Source organism: Streptomyces sp. NPDC058198 (assembly GCF_042882605.1).
GTDB lineage: Bacteria > Actinomycetota > Actinomycetes > Streptomycetales > Streptomycetaceae > Streptomyces.
Map to the genome: position 1 here is coordinate 1,745,207 of NZ_JBHVVP010000001.1, position 24,087 is coordinate 1,769,293.

A 24,087-nucleotide genomic window follows, 5' to 3' on the forward strand; every position below is an offset into this window, starting at 1 on the left:
AACCGAGGCGCCGCTTTGCCGCACGCTCCCGCCTCCCGGTCCGGCTCCCGGGCCGGCCGGTCCGCCGTCCGTGCGTCGGCGGCGCCGTTGCCCGCCCTGTCGCTCGTCCTCTTGCTCGTCCTCTCCGGATGCGGCGGCACCGGAGACTCCCCCACCGGCCGCCAGGTGCGGCAGCCGTCGGCGGACGAGCCCTTCGACTACCAGCTCGGCGGTCCGTACGAGCCGCCCGCCGGCGTACGTACGGTCATCAGAGACCGTACGGCGGACCCGGCCCCCGGCTCGTACAACATCTGCTACATCAACGCGTACCAGGCACAGCCGGACGCCGTGCGGTGGTGGGAGAAGGAGCATCCGGACCTGCTGCTGCGCGACGCGGACGGCGGGTCCGTCGTCGACGAGGACTGGCGGGAACCGCTGCTGGACATCTCCACCGCCGACCGGCGCGAGCGGCTGGCGGGCGTCATCGGCGGCTGGATCGAGGGCTGCGCCGACAGCGGATTCGACGCCGTCGAGGCGGACAATCTGGACTCCTATCTGCGGTCGGACGGGCTGCTCGACCGGACACACGCGGCCGGCTTCGCCCGGCTGCTGGCCGAACGGGCCCACCGGGCGGGCCTGGCGATCGGCCAGAAGAACGCGGCCGAGATGACGGGGCTGCGGGCCGGCATCGGTTTTGACTTCGCCGTCGCGGAGGAGTGCGCGCGCTACGACGAATGCGCGGCGTACGCCGATGCCTACGACGACAAGGTGTTCGTGGTCGAGTACCGGCGGGCGGACTTCACCACCGCCTGCCGGGAGTGGGGCGACCGGCTGGCGATCGTCCTGCGGGACCGCGACGTCGTGCCCGCAGGACAGTCGGGCCATGCCAACGCGCGCTGCTGAAGCGCACGTTGGCTCCTAGTGCCGCGACCGGGAACTAGGGGCTGTCCGGGCGTCGGGGGCGCCAGGGGAATCTGCGGCCGTGATGCGCGCGTCGCGGCGGGGTGACGGGGCCGGGGACCGGACCTTGGTGCCGGGGCGTGGCGTCGGCGCTCGGGCCGGCGCGCTCGTCCGAGGGAGGATGCAGCCCGTCCTTGGCGTACCGGGTGGTGGCGATCACCCGCATGAGCTGCTCCTCGGTGAAGGTCTCGGAGCCCGGCACATGAGGGACGTAGCCCATGAGCACGCCGTCCTCGACGACTTCCGCTCTCAGGCCCACCACCTCGTCGGCGTCCCAGATCGCCTCACCTCCCTCGGCGAGCACGACCTGCACCCCGAACTCGTAGACGCCCAGGTGGGCCAGGTGAGCCATGACACCGCGGGCGCGCAGCGACGACACGAGACGGCCGGCACGTTCCTCGTCCATCCGATGGCCATCTCCCTGCGCTGAGGTTTATGGACGGATATGTTCCATGCGGTCATGGTAGGCGGACAGCGCCCGACCGACCAACGGCGTCGCGGGGTGACCATCAGCGTGGCCCGTTGGCGGTGCCGCGCCCGCCGGCCCAGACGGACAGCTCCGGCTCGTCCAGCGAGCGGACCCACAGGTCGACCAGTGCCGCGACCTGCTCGCCCGGCCAGGGGCCGACCCCCAGGACCCGCATCCCCGCCTGCACCGCGGACCGGATGCCGGTGAGGGAGTCCTCGACCGCCAGCGTGTCGGCCGGCTCGGCCCCGCAGAGCCGGGCCGCGGTGAGGTACACGTCCGGGTGCGGCTTGGGCCGGATCTCGTCGTCGGGCACCACGATGTGCTCGAAGGAATCGAGGAGGCCGGCTCTGCCGAGGGAGGACTCGACGACTTCTCTCGGGCAGTTGCTGGCCACGGCCAGCGGCGCGAACTTCGCGCAGGACTCGACCAGTTGACGGGCGCCGGGCATGGTCATGGGCTTCTCGTCGACCAGGGCGCGGAAATGCGCGAGAAGCAGGCCGGTCATCTCCGCGGCGAGTTCCGGGCGCCCGGCCTCGTCGGCCATGAGGCGTCCGCATTCGGTGTAGTGCAGCCCCTTGGCGCGCTCCGCGAACCCCGGGGCCGGCTCGAACTCATACTCGCGCAGTACGAGAATTCGCGCGTCCTGCCAGTGGCATTCGGTGTCCATGAGCGTGCCGTCACAGTCGAAGACGACAGCCGAGGGAGTCCAGGAATGGATGCGATGGAATGTCATCCCATTGTTCCGTTCAGGAGAGCCCTGAAAGCGGCACTGCTCGCCGCCGCGACGGCACGAAACACCGTGGGCGCGTTGGTCAGCCACTCTCGGGCGGGTGCGGTCCCAGGCGGGCGCAGCCTGAAGAAGAAGGCTGTTTTCGGCGTCCGCCGAAGAACATAACGATCGCTACGCTAGAGAGGTAAACTCTCGGTAGTCAAGTGGCTTCGCAGAGTATTCTCAGGATTTACCTGTAGCGGAGGATGCCGAAAGCCTTCTGTTCGCCGTCCTGGAGAAATCGAAAGACGCATGTCTCGTGGTGTGACACGCACCGGACGCGGGCGGGCGGGCTGAATTCGATGAAGCGTGCCGCTTTCAGCCGTCCGGCCACGGGGCGCAGCAGCGCGCCCCGGCTTTCCACGGCCACGGCCTGACGGGCGGCCTCCAGCAGGACCATGCCCGGCACATGGTCCGTGGCGTGGTCGAAGAAGAACGGATGCCGCGGATCGGCCGGCGCCACCAGGAGGCCGCCGTCGTCGCGTCCGATCACGACGTCGTGCGCGCTGGTCAGCCCCAGGCTCCGGGGGTCGGGGCGGTCTCCCTCGGCCGTCGGCGCCGCGTGCGGGGCGGTGGACTCCGTACGCCCCTCGCGCACTTCGGCGTACCGCTCGCCGTCCAGGAAGCGCGCACCGCCTCCGGCCTGGGCGAACGGCACGCCGTGGGCACTGAAGCCGACATGAAGCCGCAGGCCGGTGACGGTGCCGTCCGGCCCGCGGCGTACGTCGCTCGCCCGCGCCAGACAGGTGACGCCGGTCGCGCCGGTGAGGGCCCGGGGCTCCGCCGACGGGTCGGTCTCGAAGAACAGATCACTGATGACCGAACGCGCCGACTCGGGGACCGCGAAATACCGCAGGGGAATGTAGATACCGAGCTGCCGCAGCGTCTCGACGAGCATCAGCGGACTGTGCAGATCGGCGCCGTCACGCGGGAAGGTCGGATGGGACCGGGGCCAGGAAGCGGCGGCCTCGTAGTCGCCGCTTTCGAGCATCCGTACGTCGGTGAGAAGTACTTCCGCCACGGAGCTCCGGTGCACCAGCTCACGCGCGACGGTGCGCGACCAGGTGAGTGGCCGGATTTCCTCGGTGAGGTGGCCAACCGATGTATCCATGCGATAAGAGAATCGTAATTCTTATGAAAGTGCACCCTGTCCGCTGACCCCGGCTGGGAAAGCACTACATTGCGTGCTGTCATCGACGGAACGGGAATCCGGGGTACACGTGCAGGTTCGGGCGAAGCAGGTACGGGCGGAAACGACGCGGAGGTTTCTCTTGGAGGCGGCGGCACACCTGTTCGATGAACGGGGTTATGCCGGCACCAGCATCAGTGATATCAGCGCACGGTCCGGCCGTACCAGCGGGGCCATCTACTTCCATTACGCCAGTAAGGAGAAACTCGCCCTGGCCATTGTCGAGGCGCATTTCGCCACCTGGCCGCAGCTGATCGATCAGTACCGGTCGACCGGAGTTCCGGCACTCGAAAGGCTGGTCGGCCTGAGTTTCGCCGTGGCCAGGGCCTTCCGCGACGATGTCGTCATCCGGGCCGGATCCCGGCTCTGGGCCGAGCGCAAGGCCATCGACGTCACCCTGCCGCGCCCCTTCGTCGGCTGGATCGAGACCGTCACCGAACTGCTCGAAGAGGCCGACCGGGAGGGAGACCTCGCCGTCGGCGTCACACCCGAAATGGCCGCGCACGGCCTCGTGTCCGCGTTCTTCGGGCTGCACACCGTCTCCGACGCCCTGGAGGGGCGGCGGCAGATCGAAGAGGGGCTGCACGACCTGTGGCTGCTGCTCCTGAGAGCTCTGCAGGCCGACCCCGGCCCGGCGGCTCTGCTCGCCCGGGTGCACGACCGTGACACCGCCCGCTGAGCCGAGCTGAGCTGAGCTGAGCTGCGGATCGGATCGGATCGGATCCGTGATCACCTCAATGTGGCGAGATCATGGTTCAGCTCAACGACGTTGACGGCGTCCTGCCCCAGGAAACCGAGGTCACGGCCCGTGACATGGCCGGCGACGAGTCCACGTACCGTTGCCGCGCTCAGCCCACGGGCCCTGGCCACCCGGTTGACCTGTTCGTCCGCGTACGCCCGCGAGATGTCGGGGTCGAGCCCGGAGCCCGAGGCGGTGACCGCGTCCACCGGCACGCTGTCCGGCCGGACCCCGTCGAAGGCGGCCACCGCGGCCCTGCGCTCCTTGACGGCCTTCACCAGGACCGGGTTGTTGGGGCCCAGGTTGGAGGCGGCCGAGCCGGTCGGGTCGTACCCCGTGGTGCCCGCGGCCGAGGGGCGGGGCTGGAACCACTTGGGGTCCGGCGGGGCCGTGGCCCGGCCCTTCCCCCCCGGCAGGGTGAAGTCCTGGCCGATCAGGCTGGACGCCACCGGCCGGCCGTTGTCCTTGATCAGCGAGCCGTTGGCCTGGTGCGGGAACGCGGCAGCGGCGATACCGGTGATCAGCAGCGGATAGCCGATGCCGGTGATCACGGTGAACACCAACAGCATGCGCAGCGCCGCCAGATGGTGCCGGATGACGGAGCGAAGAACGAGGGGCACGGCAGTTGCCTTCTTCTGGTGGGTCAGCGCAGACCGGGGATGAACTGGATGACCAGGTCGATCAGCTTGATCCCGATGAAGGGAAGGACCAGGCCGCCGAGTCCGTACAGCCAGATGTTGCGGTTCAGGAGCGCGGCCGCCGACGACGGCCGGTACCGGACGCCGCGCAGGGCGAGCGGGATCAGCGCCACGATGATCAGCGCGTTGAAGATGATCGCGGAGGAGATCGCCGAGGTCGGACTGTGCAGCCGCATGATGTTGAGCTTGTCCAGGCCCCCGAGGGAGTTGGACGACGTGACGGCGGCGAACATGGCGGGGATGATCGCGAAGTACTTCGCGACGTCGTTGGCGATCGAGAACGTCGTCAGCGCGCCCCGCGTGATGAGCAGCTGCTTGCCGATCTCGACGATCTCGATCAGCTTCGTCGGATTGGAGTCCAGATCCACCATGTTCCCGGCCTCCTTCGCGGCCGAGGTACCCGTGTTCATCGCCACACCCACATCCGCCTGAGCCAGCGCCGGGGCGTCATTCGTCCCGTCCCCCGTCATCGCGACCAGCTTGCCCCCCGCCTGCTCACGCCGGATCAACGCCATCTTGTCCTCAGGCGTCGCCTCCGCGAGGAAGTCGTCGACCCCCGCCTCCTCCGCGATGGCCCGCGCCGTCAGCGGATTGTCACCGGTGATCATCACCGTCCTGATCCCCATCCGACGCAACTCGTCGAACCGCTCCCGCATCCCCTCCTTCACCACATCCTTGAGACGGATCACACCGAGCACCCGGGCGCTCTGTGTGGAGCCCCGCCGGGTCATCTCGGCGACGACCAGCGGGGTGCCGCCGCTCGCCGAGATCCCGTCCACGATCCCGCCGACATCCGCGGTGGTGCGGCCACCGCTCTCGCGCACCCAGCGCATCACCGCCGCCGCGGCGCCCTTGCGCAGCGAGCGGGTCTCGTCGGGACCGTGCAGGTCGACGCCGCTCATCCGGCTCTGCGCGGTGAACGGTACGAAGTCGGCGTCCGTCAGCTCTCCGTCGCCGCGGCCGCGCAACGCGTAGCGCTCCTTGGCGAGCACCACGATCGAGCGGCCCTCCGGCGTCTCGTCCACGAGCGACGACAGCTGGGCGGCGTCGGCCAGTTCATCGATGCCGACCTCGCCCACCGGCAGGAACTCGACGGCCTGCCGGTTGCCGAGGGTGATCGTGCCGGTCTTGTCCAGCAGCAGGGTGTTGACGTCACCAGCCGCCTCGACCGCTCGGCCCGACATGGCCAGCACATTCCGCTGTACGAGCCGGTCCATGCCCGCGATACCGATGGCAGACAGCAGGGCCCCGATCGTGGTGGGGATCAGCGCCACCACCAGAGCCACCAGGATGACGATGGACTGCTCGGCGTGCGCGAAGATCGCGAACGGCTGAAGTGTCACCACGGCGATCAGGAAGACGATGGTCAGCGAGGCGAGCAGGATGTTGAGCGCGATCTCGTTGGGTGTCTTCTGCCGGGCCGCGCCCTCGACCAGGGCGATCATCCGGTCGATGAAGGTCTCGCCCGGCTTCGAGGTGATCCGTACGACGATGCGGTCCGACAGCACCTTCGTACCGCCGGTCACCGCCGAACGGTCGCCGCCCGACTCACGGATGACCGGCGCCGACTCACCCGTGATCGCGGACTCGTCCACGCTCGCGACCCCTTCGACGACATCACCGTCACCCGGGATGATCTGGCCGGCCTCGACCACCACGACATCGCCGAGCCGCAGCCGCGCCGCCGGGACCTCCTCCTCCCCCGCGTCTCGCGTTCCCGGCCCCCATCCGCCCAGGAGCCGACGCGCCACGGTGTCGGTCTTCGTACGGCGCAGTGTCTCGGCCTGAGCCTTGCCGCGGCCCTCGGCCACCGCCTCGGAGAGATTGGCGAAGACGCCGGTCAGCCAGAGCCAGGCGGTGATCACCCAGGCGAAGACACTGGGGTCCTTGATCGCCGCCAGTGTCGTCAGCACCGCGCCGGCCTCGACGACGAACATCACCGGGTTGCGGAACATCACCCGCGGATCGAGCTTGCGCAGCGCGTCGGGGAAGGACCTGACCAGCTGCCCCGGGTCCAGCAGTCCGCCGGAGATCCGGCGGCTGTTCGGCGCGAACGGTTCCTTCGAGGGCGGGGGCTGAGCGGGCGTGGTGGGCATCAGTGCAGCCCTTCGGCGAGCGGCCCCAGCGCGAGTGCGGGGAAGTAGGTCAGGCCGACGACGATCAGGATCACGCCGGTCAGCAGACCGACGAACTGGGGCCGGTGCGTGGGCAGCGTGCCCGCGTTGACGGGGACGGGCCGCTGCTCGGCGAGGGATCCGGCGAGGGCCAGCACGAACACGATCGGCAGAAAACGGCCGATGATCATCGCCAGACCGAGGGCGGTGTTGTACCAGACCGTGTTGGCGGACAGACCGGCGAAGGCCGAGCCGTTGTTGTTGGCGGCCGACGTGAAGGCGTACAGCACTTCCGAGAAGCCGTGCGGCCCCGGGTTGAGCATCGCCGCCCGTTCGCCCGGAAGAGCCATCGCGATTCCGGCGCCGGTCAGCACCACCGCGGGCGTGGTGAGGATGTACAGGGAGGCGAACTTCATCTGCCGGCCGCGCAGCTTCTTGCCGAGGTACTCGGGCGTACGGCCGACCATCAGCCCCGCGACGAAGACGGCGATGACGGCCACGATGAGGATGCCGTAGAGACCGGATCCCGTGCCGCCGGGGGCGATCTCACCCAGCATCATGTTGAAGATCGTCATACCGCCGCCCCCGGGCGAGTACGAATCGTGGGAGGAGTTCACGGCTCCACAGGACGTCAGCGTGGTGGACACCGCGAAGAGCGCGGAGGCCCAGACACCGAAGCGCTGTTCCTTGCCCTCCATCATTCCGCCGGCCGCGTGGCCCGCCGCGCTGCTCACGCTGTGCAGTTCGTTGGCGGTGACGATGGCGACGGAAGAGGCCCAGATCAGGGCCATGACGGCGACGATCGCGTACCCCTGGCGCCGGTCGCCGACCATGGTGCCGAAGGTGCGCGGCAGCGAGAAGGCGATCACCAACAGCAGGTAGGTCTCCAGCCAGTTGGTGAAGCCGTTCGGGTTCTCGAAGGGGTGGGCGGAGTTGGCGTTGTAGAAGCCGCCGCCGTTGGTGCCCAGCTCCTTGATGGCTTCCTGCGAGGCGACCGGGCCGCCGGGGATGCTCTGATGTCCGCCCGCGAGGGTGCTGACCGACTGGAAGCCGTGGAAGTTCTGCACCGTTCCCGCCGCCACCAGCACGATCGCGAAGACGACGCAGACGGGCAGCAGGACGCGGAGCACGATCCGGGTGAGGTCGACCCAGAAATTGCCGACGCGGTCGGTCTCCTTACGGGTGAATCCGCGGATGAGCGCGGCCACCACGGAGATGCCGACCGCGGCGGAGACGAAGTTCTGGACCGCCAGTCCGGACATCTGCACCAGATGGCCGAGCGCCGACTCTCCCGCGTACGACTGCCAGTTCGTGTTCGTGACGAAGGACGCCGCCGTGTTGAACGACTGGTCGGCGTCCATGGCCGGCGTGCCCAGCGAGAGCAGCAGATGGTTCTGCAGCCGAAGGAATCCGTAGAGGAACAGCACCGAGACCAGCGAGAAGGCGAGGACCCCGCGCAGAAACACGGACCATTTCTGGTCGGTGTCCGGGTCGACCCCGCCGGCGCGGTACACCACCCGCTCCACCCTCCAGTGCCGGGGAGAGGTGAGGACGTGCGCCAGATAGTCGCCCAGTGGCCGGAAGGACAGGGCGAGCGCCGCCACCAGGGCGAGGATCTGAAGCCACCCCGCGAGAGTGTCGTTCACCAGCGTCCCTCCCGGAAATGTCGCCGCACTAGAACCGCTCGGGGAAGATCAGGCAGACCACGAGATAGACCACGAGGATCACCGCGACGGTCAGTCCGACGATGTTCTCGACGCTCACAGCCGGCTCACCCCCTTCGCGATCAGGCCGATGAGACCGAACACGGCGATGAGGACCACGACATAGCTGAGGTCGGACATAGGAGCGCACCCCGGGGAGTTGTTCGGCGAAGCGCCAAAAGCCCCGCACGGCGCCTGCTGACAGCGGGACTTTGACGCTATCGCCCACGGCTTCCGCGCCCTCTTGCCACGCCGGGGCCGATCGAGTGGTGGCCGGGTCGGCAGGGGGTCCGCCGGACTTTCCGCAGGATGAGGAGGCCCGCAGGGGGCAGACGGTGAGTGGGGGGAGGAGCGGGAAGGGGCGTGCGTCGGTGTTGGTGGCTGGTCGGTACAGGACGGGCGACAGGCTCGGCCGTGGCGCGATGGGCGAAGTCTGGCGGGCAGTGGACGAGGTACTCGGCCGCCCGGTGGCGGTCAAGATGCTCCTGAATCCGAGAGCCGACGACGCCGCGGTCGCCCGATTTCACCTGGAGGCCCGGACGGCGGCGCGGCTGAGCCACCCGCACGTGGTGGCCGTGTACGACACCGGTACCGACCGGGACCGCCTCTACCTGGTGACGGAACTCGTCGACGGGCGGAGCCTGGCGGACGAGCTGTCCGTACACGCGCCGTGGTCACCGCGGCGGGTCGCCACGATCGGCGCTCAGGCGGCCGCCGGTCTGGCCGCGGCCCACCGTCAGGGCGTCGTACACCGGGACGTCAAGCCGGGGAATCTGCTGCTGGACCGCGACGACACGGTGAAGGTGAGCGACTTCGGGATCGCCCGCTTCATGGACGAGCCCGCCGACGGACCGACCAAGGCCGGCGAGATCATCGGGACCAGCTCCTACCTGGCACCCGAACGGGCCTTGGAACGCCCGGCCGGGCCCGCCGCGGACATGTACGCGCTGGGCTGCGTGCTGTACGAACTCCTCGCCGGCCGTCCACCGTTCAGAGCGGATTCCGCCGCGGCCATGCTGTACCAGCACGTGGATTCCCCGCCCGAGCCGCCACGCCGCTACCGCCATGACCTGCCCGAGGCCCTCGACGCGTTCGTCCTGCGGCTACTGGCGAAGGACCCCGAGGAACGGCCCACCGCTCAGCACGCTTCCGACTTCCTGGCCGCCCCCGACGGCTGGGAAACACGGCCGTCGCCGCGCGTCGCGGCCGGCCTTCGGACCACGACCGCTACCGCCGCCACCGCCCAGCATCGTTTCCGCCCGCCCGCGCCCGCGCGCGAGGGGAGCCCGGAGCAGCAGTCGCGCCCCGCCGCGCCACGCTCCCGCCGGCCCCGGCTGGTGCTCGGCGCCGTCGTCACAGCCATCGCGGCGGCATCTGTCAGCCTGTACGCCGCGTCCCCCAGCAGCGACGCCGACCATCCGGGCACCACGCAACCGTCGTCGGCCCACGAGAAGCGGGGCTCGACGCGGGCGCCCACGTCTGCGCCGACAGCGGTGGCGACGCCCGCGGGGGTTCCGCTCTCCCACCGGCCGTCAGCGGCCGCTTCCGGCGCGGCGACCACCGCGCCCTCGGATCAGAAGCCCGGGAACGACTCGGCGGCACCCACCAAGCCCACGTCCCCGCAGAAGTCCACGCCGGTGCACACACCCACCCCCACACCGACGCCCACCCCGACGGAATCCCCTGCGCCCACCGACGATCCTTCGCCCTCGGAAGAACCCCCGCTCACTCCCCCGCCTTCCCCCGGCGAGCAGACGACCGGCTGAGCGGTCAATGTAGGCGCGACAGATCCACTTCGGCGCGGACGGTCTTGCCGAGCGGTACGCGGTCGAGCACGGCCCACCGGTCGGCGAGTGCCTCCACGAGGAGCAGCCCCCGCCCGCCGTCGGCCACGGGCGGCGGCGCCGTCAGCTCTCCCGGTTCCGGTGGCCGTCGTTCCCCACGCGTGTCCGATACGTCGATGCGGAGCGTGTACAGGGTGAGGCTGAGCAGCAACTCGAAGTCGCGCCCCGCGACACGGCCGTGCGTGACGGCGTTCGCGGCGAGTTCGGCGACGAGCAGGGCGGCGGTGTCGGATGCCTCGGAGCCGTACGGAATATCCCAGCCGTGCAGCCGGTGAAGGGCGAGATGCCGGGCGAGACGGGCGCCGCGCGGGGTGGAGCTGAACCGCTGAGTGAAAGTGCGTACGGTCACCGGCGAGGGGCGGGTGGGAGATGACGTCATGGCCCCAACCTGGCCCCGATCGCCACCGGTCCACCAGGTCAGCGACTCGTACGCTGCGTCGGCGTACGGGTACACAGAGTAGACAGTGGGGGTAACTGGGCGTGACAATGCCCGGGTTGTAAGTGTGCGGCGAGGCGGGTGTGCGGGAGGTGTCCTGGCATGGCGGACGGTACGAGCGGGATCGGCGGAGCGGGCCTTTGTGCGGGCGGCGGCGGTGAACCGGAGACATCGGACAGCCTCAAGGCGTTCGGCGAGGTCGTCAAGGCGTTCCGTAAACGGGCGGGCCTGACGCAGGAGGAGTTCGCCCCGAGGGTGCGGTACTCAGTGCCTACGGTCGCCTCGATCGAGCAGGGCCGACGCTTCCCGCAGCGGGAGTTCGTCGAACGGGCGGAAGAAGTCCTGGACGCGTTCGGGGCGTTGCGGGGCGCGGCACGTCATCTGTCACGGCAGCCGGGACTGGCGAGCTGGTTCCGGCAGTGGGCACTGCTGGAGACGGATGCGGTGAATCTGTACACATACGAATGCCGCTTGGTGCCGGGCCTGTTGCAGACGGAGGCGTACGCGCGCACGCTGTTCGTTAACCAGTTGCCGCCCCTGGGCGACGATCAGATCGAGGCACAGTGGGTCGCGCGAGCCGAACGGCAACGACTGTTGCGGGAGCGGCCGAACACGGCGTTCAGCTTCATCCTGGAGGAGCACTTGTTTCTGCGGCGGACGGGAGGGGCGGAGGTGACACGGGGGCTCATCGATCGCGTGCTGGAGATCGCAGAGCTGCGGAATGTGGAGGTTCAGGTGATGCCGCAAGTGCGTGAGCATCACGCTGGGCTGGACGGTCCGATGCGGCTCTTGGAGACCCCGGAGAACAAGTGGTTCGGCTACTGTGAAGGACAGGAGAGCGGGCAGTTCATCTCCAACTCGAAGGTAGTCAGCACGCTTCAGATGCGGTATGCCAGGATGCGCTCACAGGCCCTCTCTCTGGAAGACTCACTGGGCCTGTTGCAGCGGATGCGAGGAGCGACATGAGTACCACAGAACTGTCCTGGTTCAAGAGCAGCTACAGCGGTGGTTCCGGCGATGACTGCATAGAGGTCGCCCTGTCCTTGCGGCACTCCGGACAGGCCGAGACCGTTCACGTCCGGGACTCCAAGGTGCGGCAGGGCCCGCGACTCGCCCTCACGCCGGGGACGTGGAACAGCTTCCTTTTGTACGCGACCCAGATCTGACCCCTCGATACGCACCAGTGCCCCGCAGCGAGACCGATCCGGTGCGGGGCGCTCGCCCTGTCCTTGGCTAGGCGGCCGACAGAACCACCTTGTTGCATTCGTCCTGCTTGTTCTTGAAAATCTCGTAGCCGTTCGGTGCCTCTTCGAGGGGCATGTGGTGCGAGATGACAAAGCTGGGGTCGATCTCCTTGTTCCTGATCCGTTCCAGGAGAGGCTGGAGGTACCGCTGAACGTGGCACTGGCCGGCCTTCAGCGTCAGCGACCGGTTCATGAGGGAACCCATGGGGAACTTGTCGAGCAGTCCGCCGTAGACGCCAATGACAGATACGGTGCCGCCGTTGCGGCAGGCCAGGATCGCTTCCCGCAGGGCGTGCGGCCGCTCGGTCTCCAGGCGGCTCGCCTGCTTGGCACGGTCGTAGGCATGAACGGCCGTGGTGGGATGGTGGGCTTCGAGACCGACCGCGTCGATGCACGCGTCCGGGCCGCGCCCCGCGGTCATCTCCTTCAGGGTGTCCAGTACGTCCACCTCCTCGTAGTTGATGGTCTCGGCCCCGGCCTTCTCCCGCGCTATCGTTAGCCGGTAGGGAAAGCGGTCGATCGCGATCACCCGGTCCGCCCCCAGCAGATACGCGCTGGCGACCGCGAACTGGCCCACCGGCCCCGCGCCCCATACGGCCACGGTGTCGCCGGGCTTGATGTCGCACATCTCCGCTCCCATGTAGCCGGTGGGGAAGATATCGGAGAGGAAGAGCACCTGATCGTCCGGCAGGTCGTCCTCGATCTTGATGGGACCGACGTCGGCGAACGGCACCCGCGCGTACTCCGCCTGGCCGCCGGGAAAGCCGCCGAGCATGTGGGAGAACCCGAAGAGGCCCGCCGGGGAGTACCCCATGAACTTCTCCGCGAGACCCGCGTTGGGATTGGAGTTCTCGCACACCGAGTACATCTCGTGTTCGCAGGCGGTGCAGTGCCCGCAGGCGATCGGGAAGGGGACCACCACCCGGTCGCCGGTCCTCAGGCGCTTGACGCCGGGCCCGGTTTCCACGACCTCGCCCATGAACTCGTGGCCGAGGACATCCCCCTTCTCCATGGTCGGCATGTAACCGTCGTACAGATGCAGGTCGGAGCCGCAGATGGCGGTCGACGTGATCCTGACGACGGCATCCTGAGCGTTGAGAATCTGGGGATCGGGGACGGTCAGCACCTCGACGGAGTTCCGGCCCATCCAGCAGTTGCCTTTCACGGTGCTTCCTTTCCGGCCGTCGTCCCGCCCGCGCGTGCCGGAGGGACGTGACGGGCCGCTTCAGAGCTTCTCGTTGTGGGGCCGCGCCGGGTGCTGCCTGGCCAGGCGCCATGTGTGGGTGCCCTCGGGGCTGCCCTCCGAGCGGACCACCTCGCCGACCTCCATGACCTGCTTGAAGCGCCGCAGATCGTCCCGTATCTGCTGTTCGGGGTGCTCGCCGAACAGCCGGGCGACCGCCGCCCCGGCCTTGCCGCCGGGCGGGGTGAAGCCGAGCTCCACCCGTACCTCGGTGCCCCGGCCGCCAGGAGCGTCGTGGAAACTCACCGAGCCCGTGTTCTCCACCCCCGCGCCCTTGAGCGAGCGCCAGGCGATCAGCTCTCCCGGACGGTCCACGGCCAGCTCCGCGTCCCACTCGACCGTCTTTTTCACGGGGGCCCTGGCGACCCAGTGCGACTGCCCGTCACCTTCTGTACGTACTGCTTCCAGGTGCCGCATAAAAACGGGCAGGTTTTCGAAGGCGTGCCAGTACCGGTACACCTCGTTCCGTGGCCGGTTGACCGTGATGGCCGCGTTCGTGTGCATGCTGTCACCCCTCCTCGTACGGCTCCGTCCGACCGACCGGAGCGCCGTGTAGAGGTCGACGGCGGCGAGCCCGGAGACGGCGGCCGTGGCGACCGTGGCCCGGCGCAGCCTTCCACCGGTGCGGTTGCGCAGGGCGCGCGTCAGGAGCGTCAGGTCGAGTGCGTCCCCGGCAACCCTGGTCCACACCCAGGGCGCGGGCCTGCGGCTGCCCAGCAGCAGAGCGCCGTGGCCGAGCTCCCGCGCTCCGATCGCGGGCATCAGGGCCCGGGCCGGCAGAGAGTCGTCGAGCCCGGTCAACCGGCAGGCGGCACGTGGCGCCGTGGTCTGCGCCAGGCCGAGGGCGGTGCTGAACCATCCCAGCCCACGGGCCAGACGATCCGCCGAATCCTTGGTGTGGTGGGTCACGACGTCCTCACCTCGGCTGTCGTGTGATGCGGCCGCGTGGCAAGCGACCCGAGCCGTTCTCCTCCCCCAATACCCACACACAGAAAGGGATATACGGAATATATCCGGCGATTCGAACTGTGGATGGGGTACACAGCCGACACCGGCGCCGCGCCGACGGCTCTCAAGGAATCGTCGGCACGGTGCCGGTGCCGTCAGTGGTCAGTGCGTGGTCAGCGCACGTCGACGAAGTCGGCGCCGGAGGTGGCGGTGCCCGTGGTGGACGTACCGTCGAAGGTCCAGCGCCAGTAACCGTCGACCGATGCGGTGACGGTGGTCTTCAGAGCGCCCGTGGAGCCGGACTTCACCGTCTTGACGGTGGAGTAGGCCGAGCTGCCCGCCTTGCGGAACTGAAGCTTGACCGACTGGCTGCCGTAACCGGCGTATGAGTGCTTCACCCAGTCCGCACGGGTGAGGCTGCCGGTCACGGTGAGCGTCTTGCCCTTCGTCACCGGCTCCGGCGAGGCGTTGACCGTGGCCTTCGCCCATCGCTTGACCTGGACGCCGCCGCCGGCCGTCGTGTACTCCTCGGCCTTGAGCTGCCCGTTGGACTTGAAGAGACGCGCCGCCACGCCGATCTTCCAGGTCGTGGCGTCGCCGCTCGAATCGAGGTCGTAGCGCGGGTCGATGGTGAGTTCACCCGCGCAGTGGGCCGCCCGGGAGCTGTCCTCGTAGCAGGTGTATCCCGCCATGTAGAGGCCGCCGCTGTTGGCCCCCTTACTGGCGGTGGTGTCGTGGTAGAGGAAGGGCTCCGCCGAGTAGGAGGACGGATTGGCGGTGCTGTAGCCGGAGGGCAGGGCGATGCGGAAGGTGACGGACGGCAGTTTCTCGTCCGACGTGCCCACCACGACGGGCTTGCCTCCGTTGATGACCACCGATGACACGGTGATGCCGGTGTCCGCGGCCTCCGCCGTCGGGGCGGTGAACGCCGAGAGGGCCAGAGCCCCCACGAGCGTGGCCACGGTGCCGGTTCTGCTGCCTGCTTTCATGCACACCTCATTACTGCGTACGGGATGCGGAACCGCCTGCCGGGGCGTGTGGCGCCGACAGGCGGGGCGGCAGGTTATCACCGTCCTGACCAGGGCTTACGAGCGGGACCGTCGTTCGTTCCTCGTCGCCTTCGCCGGGTCAGGGACGTACAAGGATCTTGAGCGCCTGGCGGTCGGCCATCGCCTGGTAGCCCTCGGGCACCTCATCCAGGCTGACGGCGCGGTCGAAGACCCGGCCCGGCTGGATCTTCCCGTCCAGGACGTCGGGCAGGAGCTCGTCGATGTAGGCACGGGCCGGGGCGACGCCGCCGGTGAGGGTGACGTTGCGCATGAAGAGGGGGAAGCCCATCGAGACCTGCTCGTACTGCGGAGCCCCCACCCGGCTGACCGTGCCGCCGTCGCGGACGACACCGAACGCGGTGTCCATGGCCGGCTCCAGCCCCACGCACTCCAGCACCGTGTGGGTGCCGTCGCCGCCGGTCAGCTCACGGACCTTCTCGACGCCTTCCTCGCCGCGCTCGGCGACGACATCCGTGGCGCCGAACTCGACGCCCAGGTCGGTACGGGCCTTGTGCCGGCCCATCAGGATGATCCGCTCGGCGCCCAGCCGCTTGGCGGCCAGTACCGCGGAGAGGCCGACCGCGCCGTCACCTATGACGGTGACCGTGGTGCGCGGGTCGACACCGGCGCTGACCGCGCAGTGGTGGCCGGTGGAGAAGACGTCCGAGAGGGTGAGCAGCGAGGGCAGCAGGGCGGAGTCCTCGCCGACGGGCAGCTTGACCAGCGTGCCCTGGGCCTGCGGCACGCGGACCGCCTCACCCTGCCCGCCGTCCACGCCGTCGGCGCCCCACAGGCCGCCGTGCCGGCAGGACGTCTGGAGGCCCTCCGTACAGAAGTCGCAGGTGTTGTCCGCCCAGACGAACGGTGCCACCACCACATCGCCCCGCTTCAGCCCGGAGACCTCGGATCCGGTCTCCTCGACGACGCCGAGGAACTCGTGGCCGATGCGGTCGCCGTGCTCGGAGGCCGGCTTCGAGCCGTACGGCCACAGATCGCTGCCGCAGATGCACGAGCGGAGCACCCGCACGACGGCATCGGTGGGCTCTCGCAGCACCGGGTCGGGGACGTTCTCCACCCGTACATCACCGGCACCGTAAATCAGAGTCGCGCGCATCTCGTACCTTTCTGGTTCTTGTCGTTCGGTTCTGGTTCAGGGCCCGGGCGGTCAGACCTGGGTGCCGGGGTATTCCGCGTCGGTGACGTGCTCGCCCCAGGTGGTCTCCGGAGTGTCGTCACCCAGGCCCTCCCAGAGGGCGATGTGGGTCATGAAGTGCTCGGGGGCGGCGCCGTGCCAGTGCCACTCGCCGGGCGGGGTGTACACGGTGTCGCCCGGGCGCATCACGACGGCCTCGCCGCCGCGGGCCTGCACCAGCCCGATGCCCTCGGTGACATGCAGCGTCTGTCCCATGGCGTGCGTGTGCCAGGCGGTACGGGCACAGGGCGCGAAGCGCACCGTGTTCGCCCGCATACGGGACGGCATCCGGCCGGCGTAGATGACGTCGAACCACACGTGCCCGGTGAACATCTCTTCGGGGCCCTTGGTCGAGGGCTTCTTCGGCAGCTTGTTCATGGTGGGGTTCTCCAAAAGGGCCGATGCGCAGGCGACGCACGAGCGTCGAACGCGGAATGGATTTCCTGCGTGGCCGCGCATTCGGCATCTCGCGAATCCGGTGATGTGTGTGCCGGATCCCATAGGTGGCTTTCCATCGGCCACATCATCAAGACTCGCAGGCATACGCGCGTCCGCAAAGAGGAGAGTTCCTTCCTGGGATCAAAACATCCTGGGAGTAAACTCTCCCCCTCACACCGCGGACGCCCGATGCGAGACTGGAACCCATGACCCGCGACGCACACCTCAACGAGCTGGGGGAGTTCCTCAAGGCCCGGCGTGCCGAGCTCAGCCCGCGCACCGTGGGGCTGCCGGACATCGGAACACCGCGCCGGGTGCCGGGCCTGCGCCGGGAGGAAGTGGCTCAGCTGGCCGCGATCAGCACCGACTACTACACCCGCCTTGAGCAAGGACGCATCCAGGCGTCGGCGCCCGTACTGACCGCCCTCGCCCGTGTCCTGCACCTCGACGACGACCAGCACGACTATCTCTTCGGCCTGGCCGGGAAAATTCCGACGCGGCCCCAGCGGCGCACCCGGCAAAAAGTCCAGCCACAATTGCAGCGGCTCCTCGACGACCTGACCGCCACTCCGGCCATTGTCATGGGCCGTCGCATGGATATTCTCGCGTGGAATGCGCTCGCCGTCGCGTTGGTCGCAGATTTCGGCCGGATCCCGGAAAAGCAGCGCAATTACATCCGGCTGGTCTTCACCGACCCTGCCATGAGGACGCTGTACAGCGACTGGGAGACCGTCGCCCGCACCTGCGTCGCCCAACTGCGCATGGAAGCCGCCAAGTACCCCGCAGACCCCCGCCTGACAGCCCTGGTGGGCGAACTGTCCGTCCAGGACGCACACTTCCGCCAGTGGTGGGCCGCCCACAATGTCGCCACCCTGAGCGTGGGCACCAAGAAGCTGCATCACCCCGTCGCCGGCGACCTCACCCTCGACTGGGACACCCTCACCGCCAGCACCGACCCCGACCAGCAACTCGTCGTCTGGACCGCGGAAGTGGGCACCCCCACGCACGACGGACTGCGCATCCTTGCCTCCTGGGCCGCCAATCACCCCACAGCCGCCTCGCACAAGGCCCCCGTACCGTTGAATGAACGGTGTGACACATGAACTGGGTTTCACCGAAGGGGACCTGCGCCGGCTGGCCGGGGCACGTTCCTTCCAGCGGGGCCTCGGCTACCTGACCGCTGTGTCCCCGCTGGAGATCGGGGACGGTACGGTCGCGGCGACCGTCGACGGCACCGATGCCTACGAGGTCGAGCTGAGCGAGGGCGAGGACGGCCTCACCGGCGGGTGCGACTGCCCGTACGGGCAGGAGGGCAACTTCTGCAAGCACTGCGTCGCAGTGGGTCTGACCGTACTGGGACAGGCGGAGTCGGTCCCCCGGCAGCGCGCCGCCGCCATGTCCCGTGCCCGGCAGCTCGATACGTGGCTGGAGTCCCGCACCAGGGACGAACTGCTGTCGCTGGTACGGGAACACCTGGCGGGCGACCGTGACCTGCGTCGCCGGATGGAGCTGCGCGCGGCAACCGCCGGGGACGATCTCGGCGCCGTACGCGAGCGCATCCTCAGCCTGCTCGACACCGGTCCCTTCGCCCGCTACGGCTACATCGAGTACGCCGACTCCCACGCCTACGGGCAGCAGGCAGCCGAGGCGGTGACCGCGCTGCGCACTCTGACCGGGAGCGGGCGGGCAGCGGACGCGGTGGAGGTGGCCCGGGAGGCGATGCGGTCGCTCGGCCGGACGTACGGAGAGATCGACGACTCGGACGGCGTGATCGGCGAGGTGGCGGCCGGGCTGGCCCAGGCGCATCTGGATGCCTGCCTGGCTGCCCGGCCCGACCCGGAGCGGACCGCCGACTGGCTGGTGGACCACCTCCTCGGCGATCTCAACGACGCCACCGACATCGACCTGGCCGACTACCAGGAAGTACTGGGCGAGCCGGGCCTGACACGCGCACGGGAGCTGGTGGTCGCGGCCTGGCGGAGCAACCCGAAGGGCTGGGCGGAGAAATATCTCATGGAGCGCCTGCTGAAGGCGGAGGGCAGCGTGGACGCGCTCGTCGCCGTCCACGCCGCGGATCTGTCCCCGACGGGCGCCACACACCTGGTGATCGCGCGGGAGCTGGAGCAGGCGGGCCGTGCGGCCGAGTCCCTGGAGTGGGCCGAACGCGGCCTGCGGGAGGTGGACCCCGGCCATGGCCCGGACAGCGATCTGGTGGACTTCGTCTGCGAGCGGTACAGCCGCGCGGGCCGTCCGGCCGATGTGGTGGCGGTCCGCCGGGACGTCCTGCTGAATCGCCGCTCGCTGGCCGCGTACCAGGACCTGCGGACAGCGGCCCGCGCGGCCGGAGGCTGGGGCGACACCGAGCGCGCGGCCGCGCTGGACGTACTCCGCGCCGACGGCCCGCCCCACGGGAGGCATGGGCACGGAGACGGCTATGGGCACCGGGGCGCCGCCCTGGTCGACGCCCTCATGGACGACGGCGACCACGACGCCGCCTGGCAGGCCGCCGCCGACGGATACGCCGACCAACGCCAGTGGCGTGCGCTGGCCGACCGGCTCCGGCACCGACGGCCGGCCGACGCCTTGGCCGTATACCTGCGCCACATCGAACCGCTGCGCGCGAGGACCGGCGACAGCACCTACGAGCAGCTGACCGCGCTGCTGCTCAGCGCTCGCGCATGCCACCGCACGCTGGGGACGGAGGGCGAGTTCGCCGCCTACCTGGCGGCCCTGCGTGTCGACCAGAAACGCAAGCGGAAGCTGATGTCCATGCTCGAAGCGCACGGCCTATAGCCCGCCGCTGCCCGCTTCGTCGCAACTGCCCCTGCTCCGCCCACCGCGGTTGAGCCTCGTTGAACGGCGGCCCGCTGCTTTCGCGCCGTTCACGCCTCGACGGCGGACTTCTCCGGCTCGGGGGCCGCGTGGGTCTTTCCGGGCCGGCCACGATGTGGCGCACGGCCGGGGCCGCCAGTAATCCAAGCAGCCGAGCAGACTGCCCGTCAGGCTTCCTCCGCCGGAAGGGCATACAGCCGGGGAAGGTTGACCACGATCGCCTCCTGGGTGCTGCGGGCAATGACGACCACGGCTTCTTCGGTCGGGTCGGGGTTCTCCTCCCGGTGCGGCACGAACGGCGGGACGAAGATGTAGTCGCCAGGTGACGTACGCAGTCGCACCTCTTCCGGCTCTTCGCCCGAGTCGTCCAGGAAGACGAACTCGGGGTGTCCGCCGACCACATGGATGGCGGTCTCGGATTCGCCGTGGTGGTGATCGGAGGAGGAGGTCGCGGGGGCCACGTGGGTCTGGCCCATCCACAGCTTCTCGGAACCGACGGTCTTCCCGCTGATGGCGGCGAACCTGCGCATGCCGCCGGTCTGCGCCGTGTCTCCGTCCAGGGAGTCCGCGCGGATGTGGTGCAGACGGGTGTGCAGCGGTGCCGCGGGGCGGCCCGGGGCGTCGTGGAGATGAGGGTGGAAGCCTTCACCGGGGGTCGTCAACGGCTCGCTCATGGCCGAGACGCTAAAGCGGCGCCAGAAAGGATGTCAAGAGGTGTCCTATCCCCTTCACCTGCGGCACTGTTCCTGAAATGTATGGGGGGAACCGATGGAAGCCTTCGCCCCGGGCCGGCCGTCCGGGCATGATGTGCGCATGCATATCTCCGCGAAGGCGGACTACGCCACGCGGGCTCTCATGGAGCTCGCCTCCGAGCCTGGCCGTCCGCTCACCTGCGAGGCCATCGCGTCCTCGCAGGAGATTCCGTTCCGGTTCCTGAAGTCCGTGGTGGGTGAGTTGCGAAAAGCCGGCCTGGTGCGTAGTCAGCGCGGCTGCGAGGGCGGTTACTGGCTCGGCAGGCCCGCCGACGAGATCACCCTTCTGGACATCGTGCGCGCCGTCGACGGTGAAGTGATCACCCTGCGCGGCGAGCCGCTGGCCGGACTCGACTACCCCGGTCCCGCAGGGGGCCTGCCCGGGGTGTGGCGACAGATCGAGGCGGGTGCGGCGGCGGTCCTGGGCGGGCTTCCGCTGACCTCGCTGCTGCCCGTGGGCGCGACCAGCCATCAGCCCGGGACCGGCGCCGTATGACGGGCGCACCGGACCCGCCGCCGGTGGTGGAGGTGGTGGAGTACACCGACCCGCTCTGCCCCTGGGCCTGGGGATCGGAACCCGTCTTCCGCAGGCTGCGGGAGGCGCTGGCCGGCCGGGTCCGCTGGCGACGGGCGTACGCCATCCTCTTCGATCACGACGACGACCCGCCGCCCGACCCGGCAGCCGAGACGGCCTGGTACTCACGCCACGTGGCGGAGATCAGCACGCACACCCTGGCCCCCCGCGCGGCCCGGCTGAGCCGGGTGGCGGCCAGTTCCTGGCCCTCCTCACTCGTCGCCAAGGCCGCGGAACTCCAGGGCGCCGACGTGGCCGAGCGGGTGCTGCGACGGCTACGGGAGACCGTCTTCGTGCTCGGTGAGCCGGCGGACACCACCGCACTGGCACTGTCCGCGGTGCGGGGTGTGCCGGGCCTGGACCCGGAGCGGCTGGCGGCCGATGCCGCGTCCGCCGACACGCTGGAACGGGTGCGCGCCGACCGTGCGGAGGCACGCCGCCCGGTCCCCGAAGTGCTGTCCGTGCGGGGCGGATCGCCCCATCCCGGCGCGGCCAAGCAGACCGTCGACGGCGGATACCGCTACGCACTCCCGACACTGCTGGTCCGCGCCCCGGCGGGATACCGCGCGGTGCCCGGCTGGCGGCCCTTCGAGGCGTACGCGGCGGCCGTCGACGAGCTCTGCCCCGGGCTGCTGAATGCCTCAGTGCCGCTCTCTCCGGCCGTGGCGCTGGAGCGCTACCGGAGCCTGACCGAGCCGGAGCGGCCGCTGCTGACGGAGGGAGCCTGGCCGCCGCGGCACGGGGTCCGTGTGGATACCGGGAACGGTCCGTTGTGGCTGCATCCCGACGAGGCCGCAGTGCACCCGGCCGCCACCCCTCCCGTTCCGAGAGGGCTCTGAGCTGCGGTCAGAGCCCGTTCCACGGAATGAGACACCAATTGGTGTCCATTGACAGCATCTGACGGCTGCCCCCAGGATGTGCAGCATGCTCACGACGCACCCCGGTGTGATGTGCCGCTACGTGGACCTGCGGCGCACCTCCAGCGCTCTCTGTCGCTGACCACCCGCCGCCCCCGGCCCACAGGCGCCGCCTGACCCCTGCCGGCAGCATCGACTGCCCGCCGTTCCTCCGGCCGCGCCTGCCCTCCGCGCCTCCGCCTCCGCGTTCCGTCGCGCGTTCTCCGTATCCCCGGCCCGCCCCGCGAGACCGCCGATCCCGGCTGCCTCGCGCGGTGTCCGCCCCAGGGTGCACCGAAGCCTTTGCCGGCCTGCCCGTCCCGGGTACGAGCCGACGATTCCGCGCGGGTTCGTACCGAGTCATCGCCGTTCCCTGATCCCTCATGCCCTGCCCCGGTCCGGGATCCCTCACAGAGAGAATGAAATGTCCGCACGCATCACGATCCGCCGCCCCAGACTGGACGTCCCCTCCGTCCGACGGGCAGGCGGCCTGCGCGCCGCAGCCCTCGGAACCGCCCTGGTCGGCCTGCTCACCCCGGCCCTGAGCGCCTGCGGGGGCGATGTCTCCGCCTCGGCCGGCAACGCCACGTTGAAGTGGGCCTCCTCGTACTTCCCGGCCCACTGGGATCCGGTGGTCTCGGGCAGCGGCGCCCAGTTCCGCGAACTCGCCCTGGTGTACGCCTCGTTGACACGTACCGACGAGAGCGGCAAGGCCGTCCCGGACCTCGCCGAGAGCTGGGAGTACAACGACAAGGGTGACCGGATCACCTTTCACCTGCGCCCCGGCCTGAAGTTCAGCGACGGCGAGCCGGTCGACGCCGCCGCGGTCAAGTCCGCGATCGAGCGGGCCAAAAAGCAGAAGAATTCCGCACTCTTCGGTGACTTGACCTCGATCAAGTCGGTGGACGCCAACGGACTGAACGCGGTTCTGCACCTCAGCCAGGTCGACTACCAGATACCGCAGCTGCTCGGTCAGCGCGTCCTGCAGATCGCCAGCCCCCGGGCGGCCGAGGCCCCCGAGAAGCTGGACCAGAACCCGGTCGGCGCCGGGCCGTTCATCGTCAAGCAGCTGATACCGGGCACCAAGGTCGTCCTGAAGAAGAATCCGGACTACTGGGACGCGAAGAACATTCACATCGACAACGTCGAGCTGGTTTCGGCCCCCGACGCCTCAACAGTCGTCTCTGGGCTGCAGACCGGTGTCTACAACTTCGCCGACCTCGACCCGAGCCAGGCGGATGCCGCCAAGAAGGCCGACCTGGATGTCTTCGTCCAGCCCGGCTTCAACGCCTCGAACATCAGCCTCAACATCAACAAGGCGCCGTTCAAGGACGACAAGGTCGTCGACGCCGTCCGTTACGCCATCAACCGCAAGGAGTTCGTGGACAAGCTGACCTTCGGCTACGGCGAGGCGACCGACCAGCCGTTCCCGAAGGAGTACACGGCCTACGACCCGACGTCGGAGAACTCCTACCCGTACGACCCGGCGAAGTCGAAGAAGCTTCTCACCGAAGCCGGTCACAAGGCCGGAGACATCAAGCTCAACCTGGTCATCCCCGCCGAGGACCCCCAAGCCGAGATCGTCCAGTCGCAGTTGGCAGCGGTCGGCATCGACGTCGACATCAAAATCGACAAGAACTGGGCCACCCCGTTCTTCGCCAAGCAACTGGCCTTCTCGCTGTACGGCACCACGGGCCGGGACTCCGCGTTGCAGACCCTCACCGCTCACTTCGGCCCCAACGGCCCGCTCAACCTCAGCACGCCGTACGAGCCGGGCGGTTTCGAGGCGGCAGCCGCGAAGGTCCGTCAGACCCCACTGGACGCGCCGGACTACACGGAGGTCCTGCGGGCGGCGACCCGGTCGGGGCTCCAGAGCAAGGCGCTGATCTTCACGTACTCCTCGCCGAACCTCTTCGCCAAGAGCAAGTCGATCTCGAGTCTGCCGAAGAACCCGGCTCACATCGACTGGACCGGCGTGACCATCTCCGGCAACTGACCTTCACCCACTCCAGAGAGGAG

Annotated in this window: 24 protein-coding genes; 10 read left to right on the top strand and 14 right to left on the bottom strand. The window is 69.3% G+C overall.

Going from position 1 to position 24,087, the window contains the following annotated elements; all coding sequences use genetic code 11:
- The first annotated feature begins 15 nt into the window (after positions 1–15).
- Complete coding sequence (locus tag ACFVWW_RS07670) at positions 16–882, top strand: endo alpha-1,4 polygalactosaminidase (RefSeq protein ID WP_386876518.1); 867 nt, start codon at positions 16–18, stop codon at positions 880–882.
- A 34-nt stretch (positions 883–916) separates the two neighbouring features.
- Here ACFVWW_RS07670 and ACFVWW_RS07675 read toward each other — a convergent pair whose 3' ends face one another.
- From ACFVWW_RS07675 to ACFVWW_RS07685, 3 genes are all read right to left on the bottom strand, one after another.
- The gene (locus tag ACFVWW_RS07675) at positions 917–1,345 is read right to left on the bottom strand and encodes a hypothetical protein (protein ID WP_384183250.1); all 429 of its coding nucleotides are present in this window, start codon (positions 1,343–1,345) and stop codon (positions 917–919) included.
- Between the two features lie 103 nt (positions 1,346–1,448).
- On the bottom strand, positions 1,449–2,141 hold the full coding sequence (locus tag ACFVWW_RS07680) for an HAD family hydrolase (protein WP_384183253.1): 693 nt from the start codon (positions 2,139–2,141) through the stop codon (positions 1,449–1,451).
- A gap of 226 nt (positions 2,142–2,367) precedes the next feature.
- Positions 2,368–3,288 carry a ScbA/BarX family gamma-butyrolactone biosynthesis protein gene (locus ACFVWW_RS07685; RefSeq protein ID WP_386876520.1) on the bottom strand — a complete coding sequence of 307 codons (921 nt, stop codon included), beginning with the start codon at positions 3,286–3,288 and terminating at the stop codon, positions 2,368–2,370.
- Between the two features lie 109 nt (positions 3,289–3,397).
- Here ACFVWW_RS07685 and ACFVWW_RS07690 point away from each other — a divergent pair, with 109 nt between their 5' ends.
- Positions 3,398–4,045 carry a ScbR family autoregulator-binding transcription factor gene (locus ACFVWW_RS07690; RefSeq protein WP_384329638.1) on the top strand — a complete coding sequence of 216 codons (648 nt, stop codon included), beginning with the start codon at positions 3,398–3,400 and terminating at the stop codon, positions 4,043–4,045.
- A gap of 50 nt (positions 4,046–4,095) precedes the next feature.
- Here ACFVWW_RS07690 and kdpC read toward each other — a convergent pair whose 3' ends face one another.
- The 4 genes from kdpC to kdpF are packed head-to-tail and all read right to left on the bottom strand — an operon-like array spanning position 4,096 to position 8,681.
- A complete protein-coding gene (kdpC, locus tag ACFVWW_RS07695; RefSeq protein ID WP_386876522.1) occupies positions 4,096–4,725 on the bottom strand; it encodes a potassium-transporting ATPase subunit KdpC in 630 nt (209 codons plus the stop codon).
- Between the two features lie 23 nt (positions 4,726–4,748).
- Entirely contained in the window at positions 4,749–6,899 is a 2,151-nt protein-coding gene (kdpB, locus tag ACFVWW_RS07700) for a potassium-transporting ATPase subunit KdpB (RefSeq protein ID WP_386876524.1), read from the bottom strand.
- Entirely contained in the window at positions 6,899–8,563 is a 1,665-nt protein-coding gene (gene kdpA, locus ACFVWW_RS07705; RefSeq protein WP_386876526.1) for a potassium-transporting ATPase subunit KdpA, read from the bottom strand. The genes kdpB and kdpA overlap by 1 nt, the downstream gene beginning before the upstream one ends.
- Positions 8,564–8,591: 28 nt before the next feature.
- Entirely contained in the window at positions 8,592–8,681 is a 90-nt protein-coding gene (kdpF, locus tag ACFVWW_RS07710; RefSeq protein WP_386876528.1) for a K(+)-transporting ATPase subunit F, read from the bottom strand.
- Positions 8,682–8,997: 316 nt separating this feature from the next.
- Here kdpF and ACFVWW_RS07715 point away from each other — a divergent pair, with 316 nt between their 5' ends.
- Positions 8,998–10,386 (top strand): protein kinase, encoded by a 1,389-nt coding sequence (locus ACFVWW_RS07715; protein WP_386876792.1) that lies wholly within the window; start codon positions 8,998–9,000, stop codon positions 10,384–10,386.
- A gap of 4 nt (positions 10,387–10,390) precedes the next feature.
- Here the strand turns inward: ACFVWW_RS07715 and ACFVWW_RS07720 are convergent, their stop codons facing one another.
- Positions 10,391–10,843, bottom strand: a complete 453-nt coding sequence (locus ACFVWW_RS07720; protein ID WP_386876530.1) for an ATP-binding protein — start codon at positions 10,841–10,843, stop codon at positions 10,391–10,393.
- Positions 10,844–11,002: 159 nt separating this feature from the next.
- Between ACFVWW_RS07720 and ACFVWW_RS07725 the strand changes: the two genes are divergently transcribed.
- Positions 11,003–11,866, top strand: coding sequence for a Scr1 family TA system antitoxin-like transcriptional regulator (locus ACFVWW_RS07725; RefSeq protein ID WP_386876532.1), 864 nt, complete (start codon positions 11,003–11,005; stop codon positions 11,864–11,866).
- Positions 11,863–12,066 carry a DUF397 domain-containing protein gene (locus tag ACFVWW_RS07730; protein ID WP_386876534.1) on the top strand — a complete coding sequence of 68 codons (204 nt, stop codon included), beginning with the start codon at positions 11,863–11,865 and terminating at the stop codon, positions 12,064–12,066. Before ACFVWW_RS07725 ends, ACFVWW_RS07730 begins: the two co-directional genes overlap by 4 nt.
- 67 nt (positions 12,067–12,133) lie before the next feature.
- On the opposite strand, the gene ACFVWW_RS07735 is transcribed toward ACFVWW_RS07730, so the two are convergent.
- The 5 genes from ACFVWW_RS07735 to ACFVWW_RS07755 all read right to left on the bottom strand — a co-directional run bounded on the left by ACFVWW_RS07735 (position 12,134) and on the right by ACFVWW_RS07755 (position 16,954).
- A complete protein-coding gene (locus ACFVWW_RS07735; RefSeq protein WP_386876536.1) occupies positions 12,134–13,309 on the bottom strand; it encodes a zinc-dependent alcohol dehydrogenase in 1,176 nt (391 codons plus the stop codon).
- Between the two features lie 60 nt (positions 13,310–13,369).
- Positions 13,370–14,296, bottom strand: coding sequence for an SRPBCC family protein (locus ACFVWW_RS07740; RefSeq protein WP_386876538.1), 927 nt, complete (start codon positions 14,294–14,296; stop codon positions 13,370–13,372).
- A 212-nt stretch (positions 14,297–14,508) separates the two neighbouring features.
- Positions 14,509–15,324 carry a hypothetical protein gene (locus ACFVWW_RS07745; RefSeq protein ID WP_384329615.1) on the bottom strand — a complete coding sequence of 272 codons (816 nt, stop codon included), beginning with the start codon at positions 15,322–15,324 and terminating at the stop codon, positions 14,509–14,511.
- 139 nt (positions 15,325–15,463) lie between these two features.
- Positions 15,464–16,498: a zinc-dependent alcohol dehydrogenase family protein gene (locus tag ACFVWW_RS07750; protein WP_384183292.1), complete on the bottom strand. Its 1,035-nt coding sequence runs from the start codon at positions 16,496–16,498 to the stop codon at positions 15,464–15,466.
- A 51-nt stretch (positions 16,499–16,549) separates the two neighbouring features.
- The gene (locus ACFVWW_RS07755; RefSeq protein ID WP_386876541.1) at positions 16,550–16,954 is read right to left on the bottom strand and encodes a cupin domain-containing protein; all 405 of its coding nucleotides are present in this window, start codon (positions 16,952–16,954) and stop codon (positions 16,550–16,552) included.
- 266 nt (positions 16,955–17,220) lie between these two features.
- Here ACFVWW_RS07755 and ACFVWW_RS07760 point away from each other — a divergent pair, with 266 nt between their 5' ends.
- Together ACFVWW_RS07760 and ACFVWW_RS07765 are read left to right on the top strand one after the other, a co-directional pair.
- Positions 17,221–18,117, top strand: coding sequence for a helix-turn-helix domain-containing protein (locus ACFVWW_RS07760; RefSeq protein WP_384183296.1), 897 nt, complete (start codon positions 17,221–17,223; stop codon positions 18,115–18,117).
- Positions 18,107–19,807, top strand: coding sequence for an SWIM zinc finger domain-containing protein (locus ACFVWW_RS07765; protein ID WP_386876543.1), 1,701 nt, complete (start codon positions 18,107–18,109; stop codon positions 19,805–19,807). Before ACFVWW_RS07760 ends, ACFVWW_RS07765 begins: the two co-directional genes overlap by 11 nt.
- 206 nt (positions 19,808–20,013) lie before the next feature.
- On the opposite strand, the gene ACFVWW_RS07770 is transcribed toward ACFVWW_RS07765, so the two are convergent.
- Positions 20,014–20,520, bottom strand: coding sequence for a cupin domain-containing protein (locus ACFVWW_RS07770; protein ID WP_386876545.1), 507 nt, complete (start codon positions 20,518–20,520; stop codon positions 20,014–20,016).
- Positions 20,521–20,659: 139 nt separating this feature from the next.
- On the opposite strand from ACFVWW_RS07770, the gene ACFVWW_RS07775 reads away from it, so the two are divergent.
- From ACFVWW_RS07775 to ACFVWW_RS07785, 3 genes are all read left to right on the top strand, one after another.
- A complete protein-coding gene (locus ACFVWW_RS07775; protein WP_386876547.1) occupies positions 20,660–21,094 on the top strand; it encodes an RrF2 family transcriptional regulator in 435 nt (144 codons plus the stop codon).
- Positions 21,091–22,011: a DsbA family protein gene (locus ACFVWW_RS07780; protein ID WP_386876549.1), complete on the top strand. Its 921-nt coding sequence runs from the start codon at positions 21,091–21,093 to the stop codon at positions 22,009–22,011. Before ACFVWW_RS07775 ends, ACFVWW_RS07780 begins: the two co-directional genes overlap by 4 nt.
- A gap of 481 nt (positions 22,012–22,492) precedes the next feature.
- Positions 22,493–24,064, top strand: a complete 1,572-nt coding sequence (locus ACFVWW_RS07785; protein ID WP_386876551.1) for an ABC transporter substrate-binding protein — start codon at positions 22,493–22,495, stop codon at positions 24,062–24,064.
- Positions 24,065–24,087 lie beyond the last annotated feature (23 nt).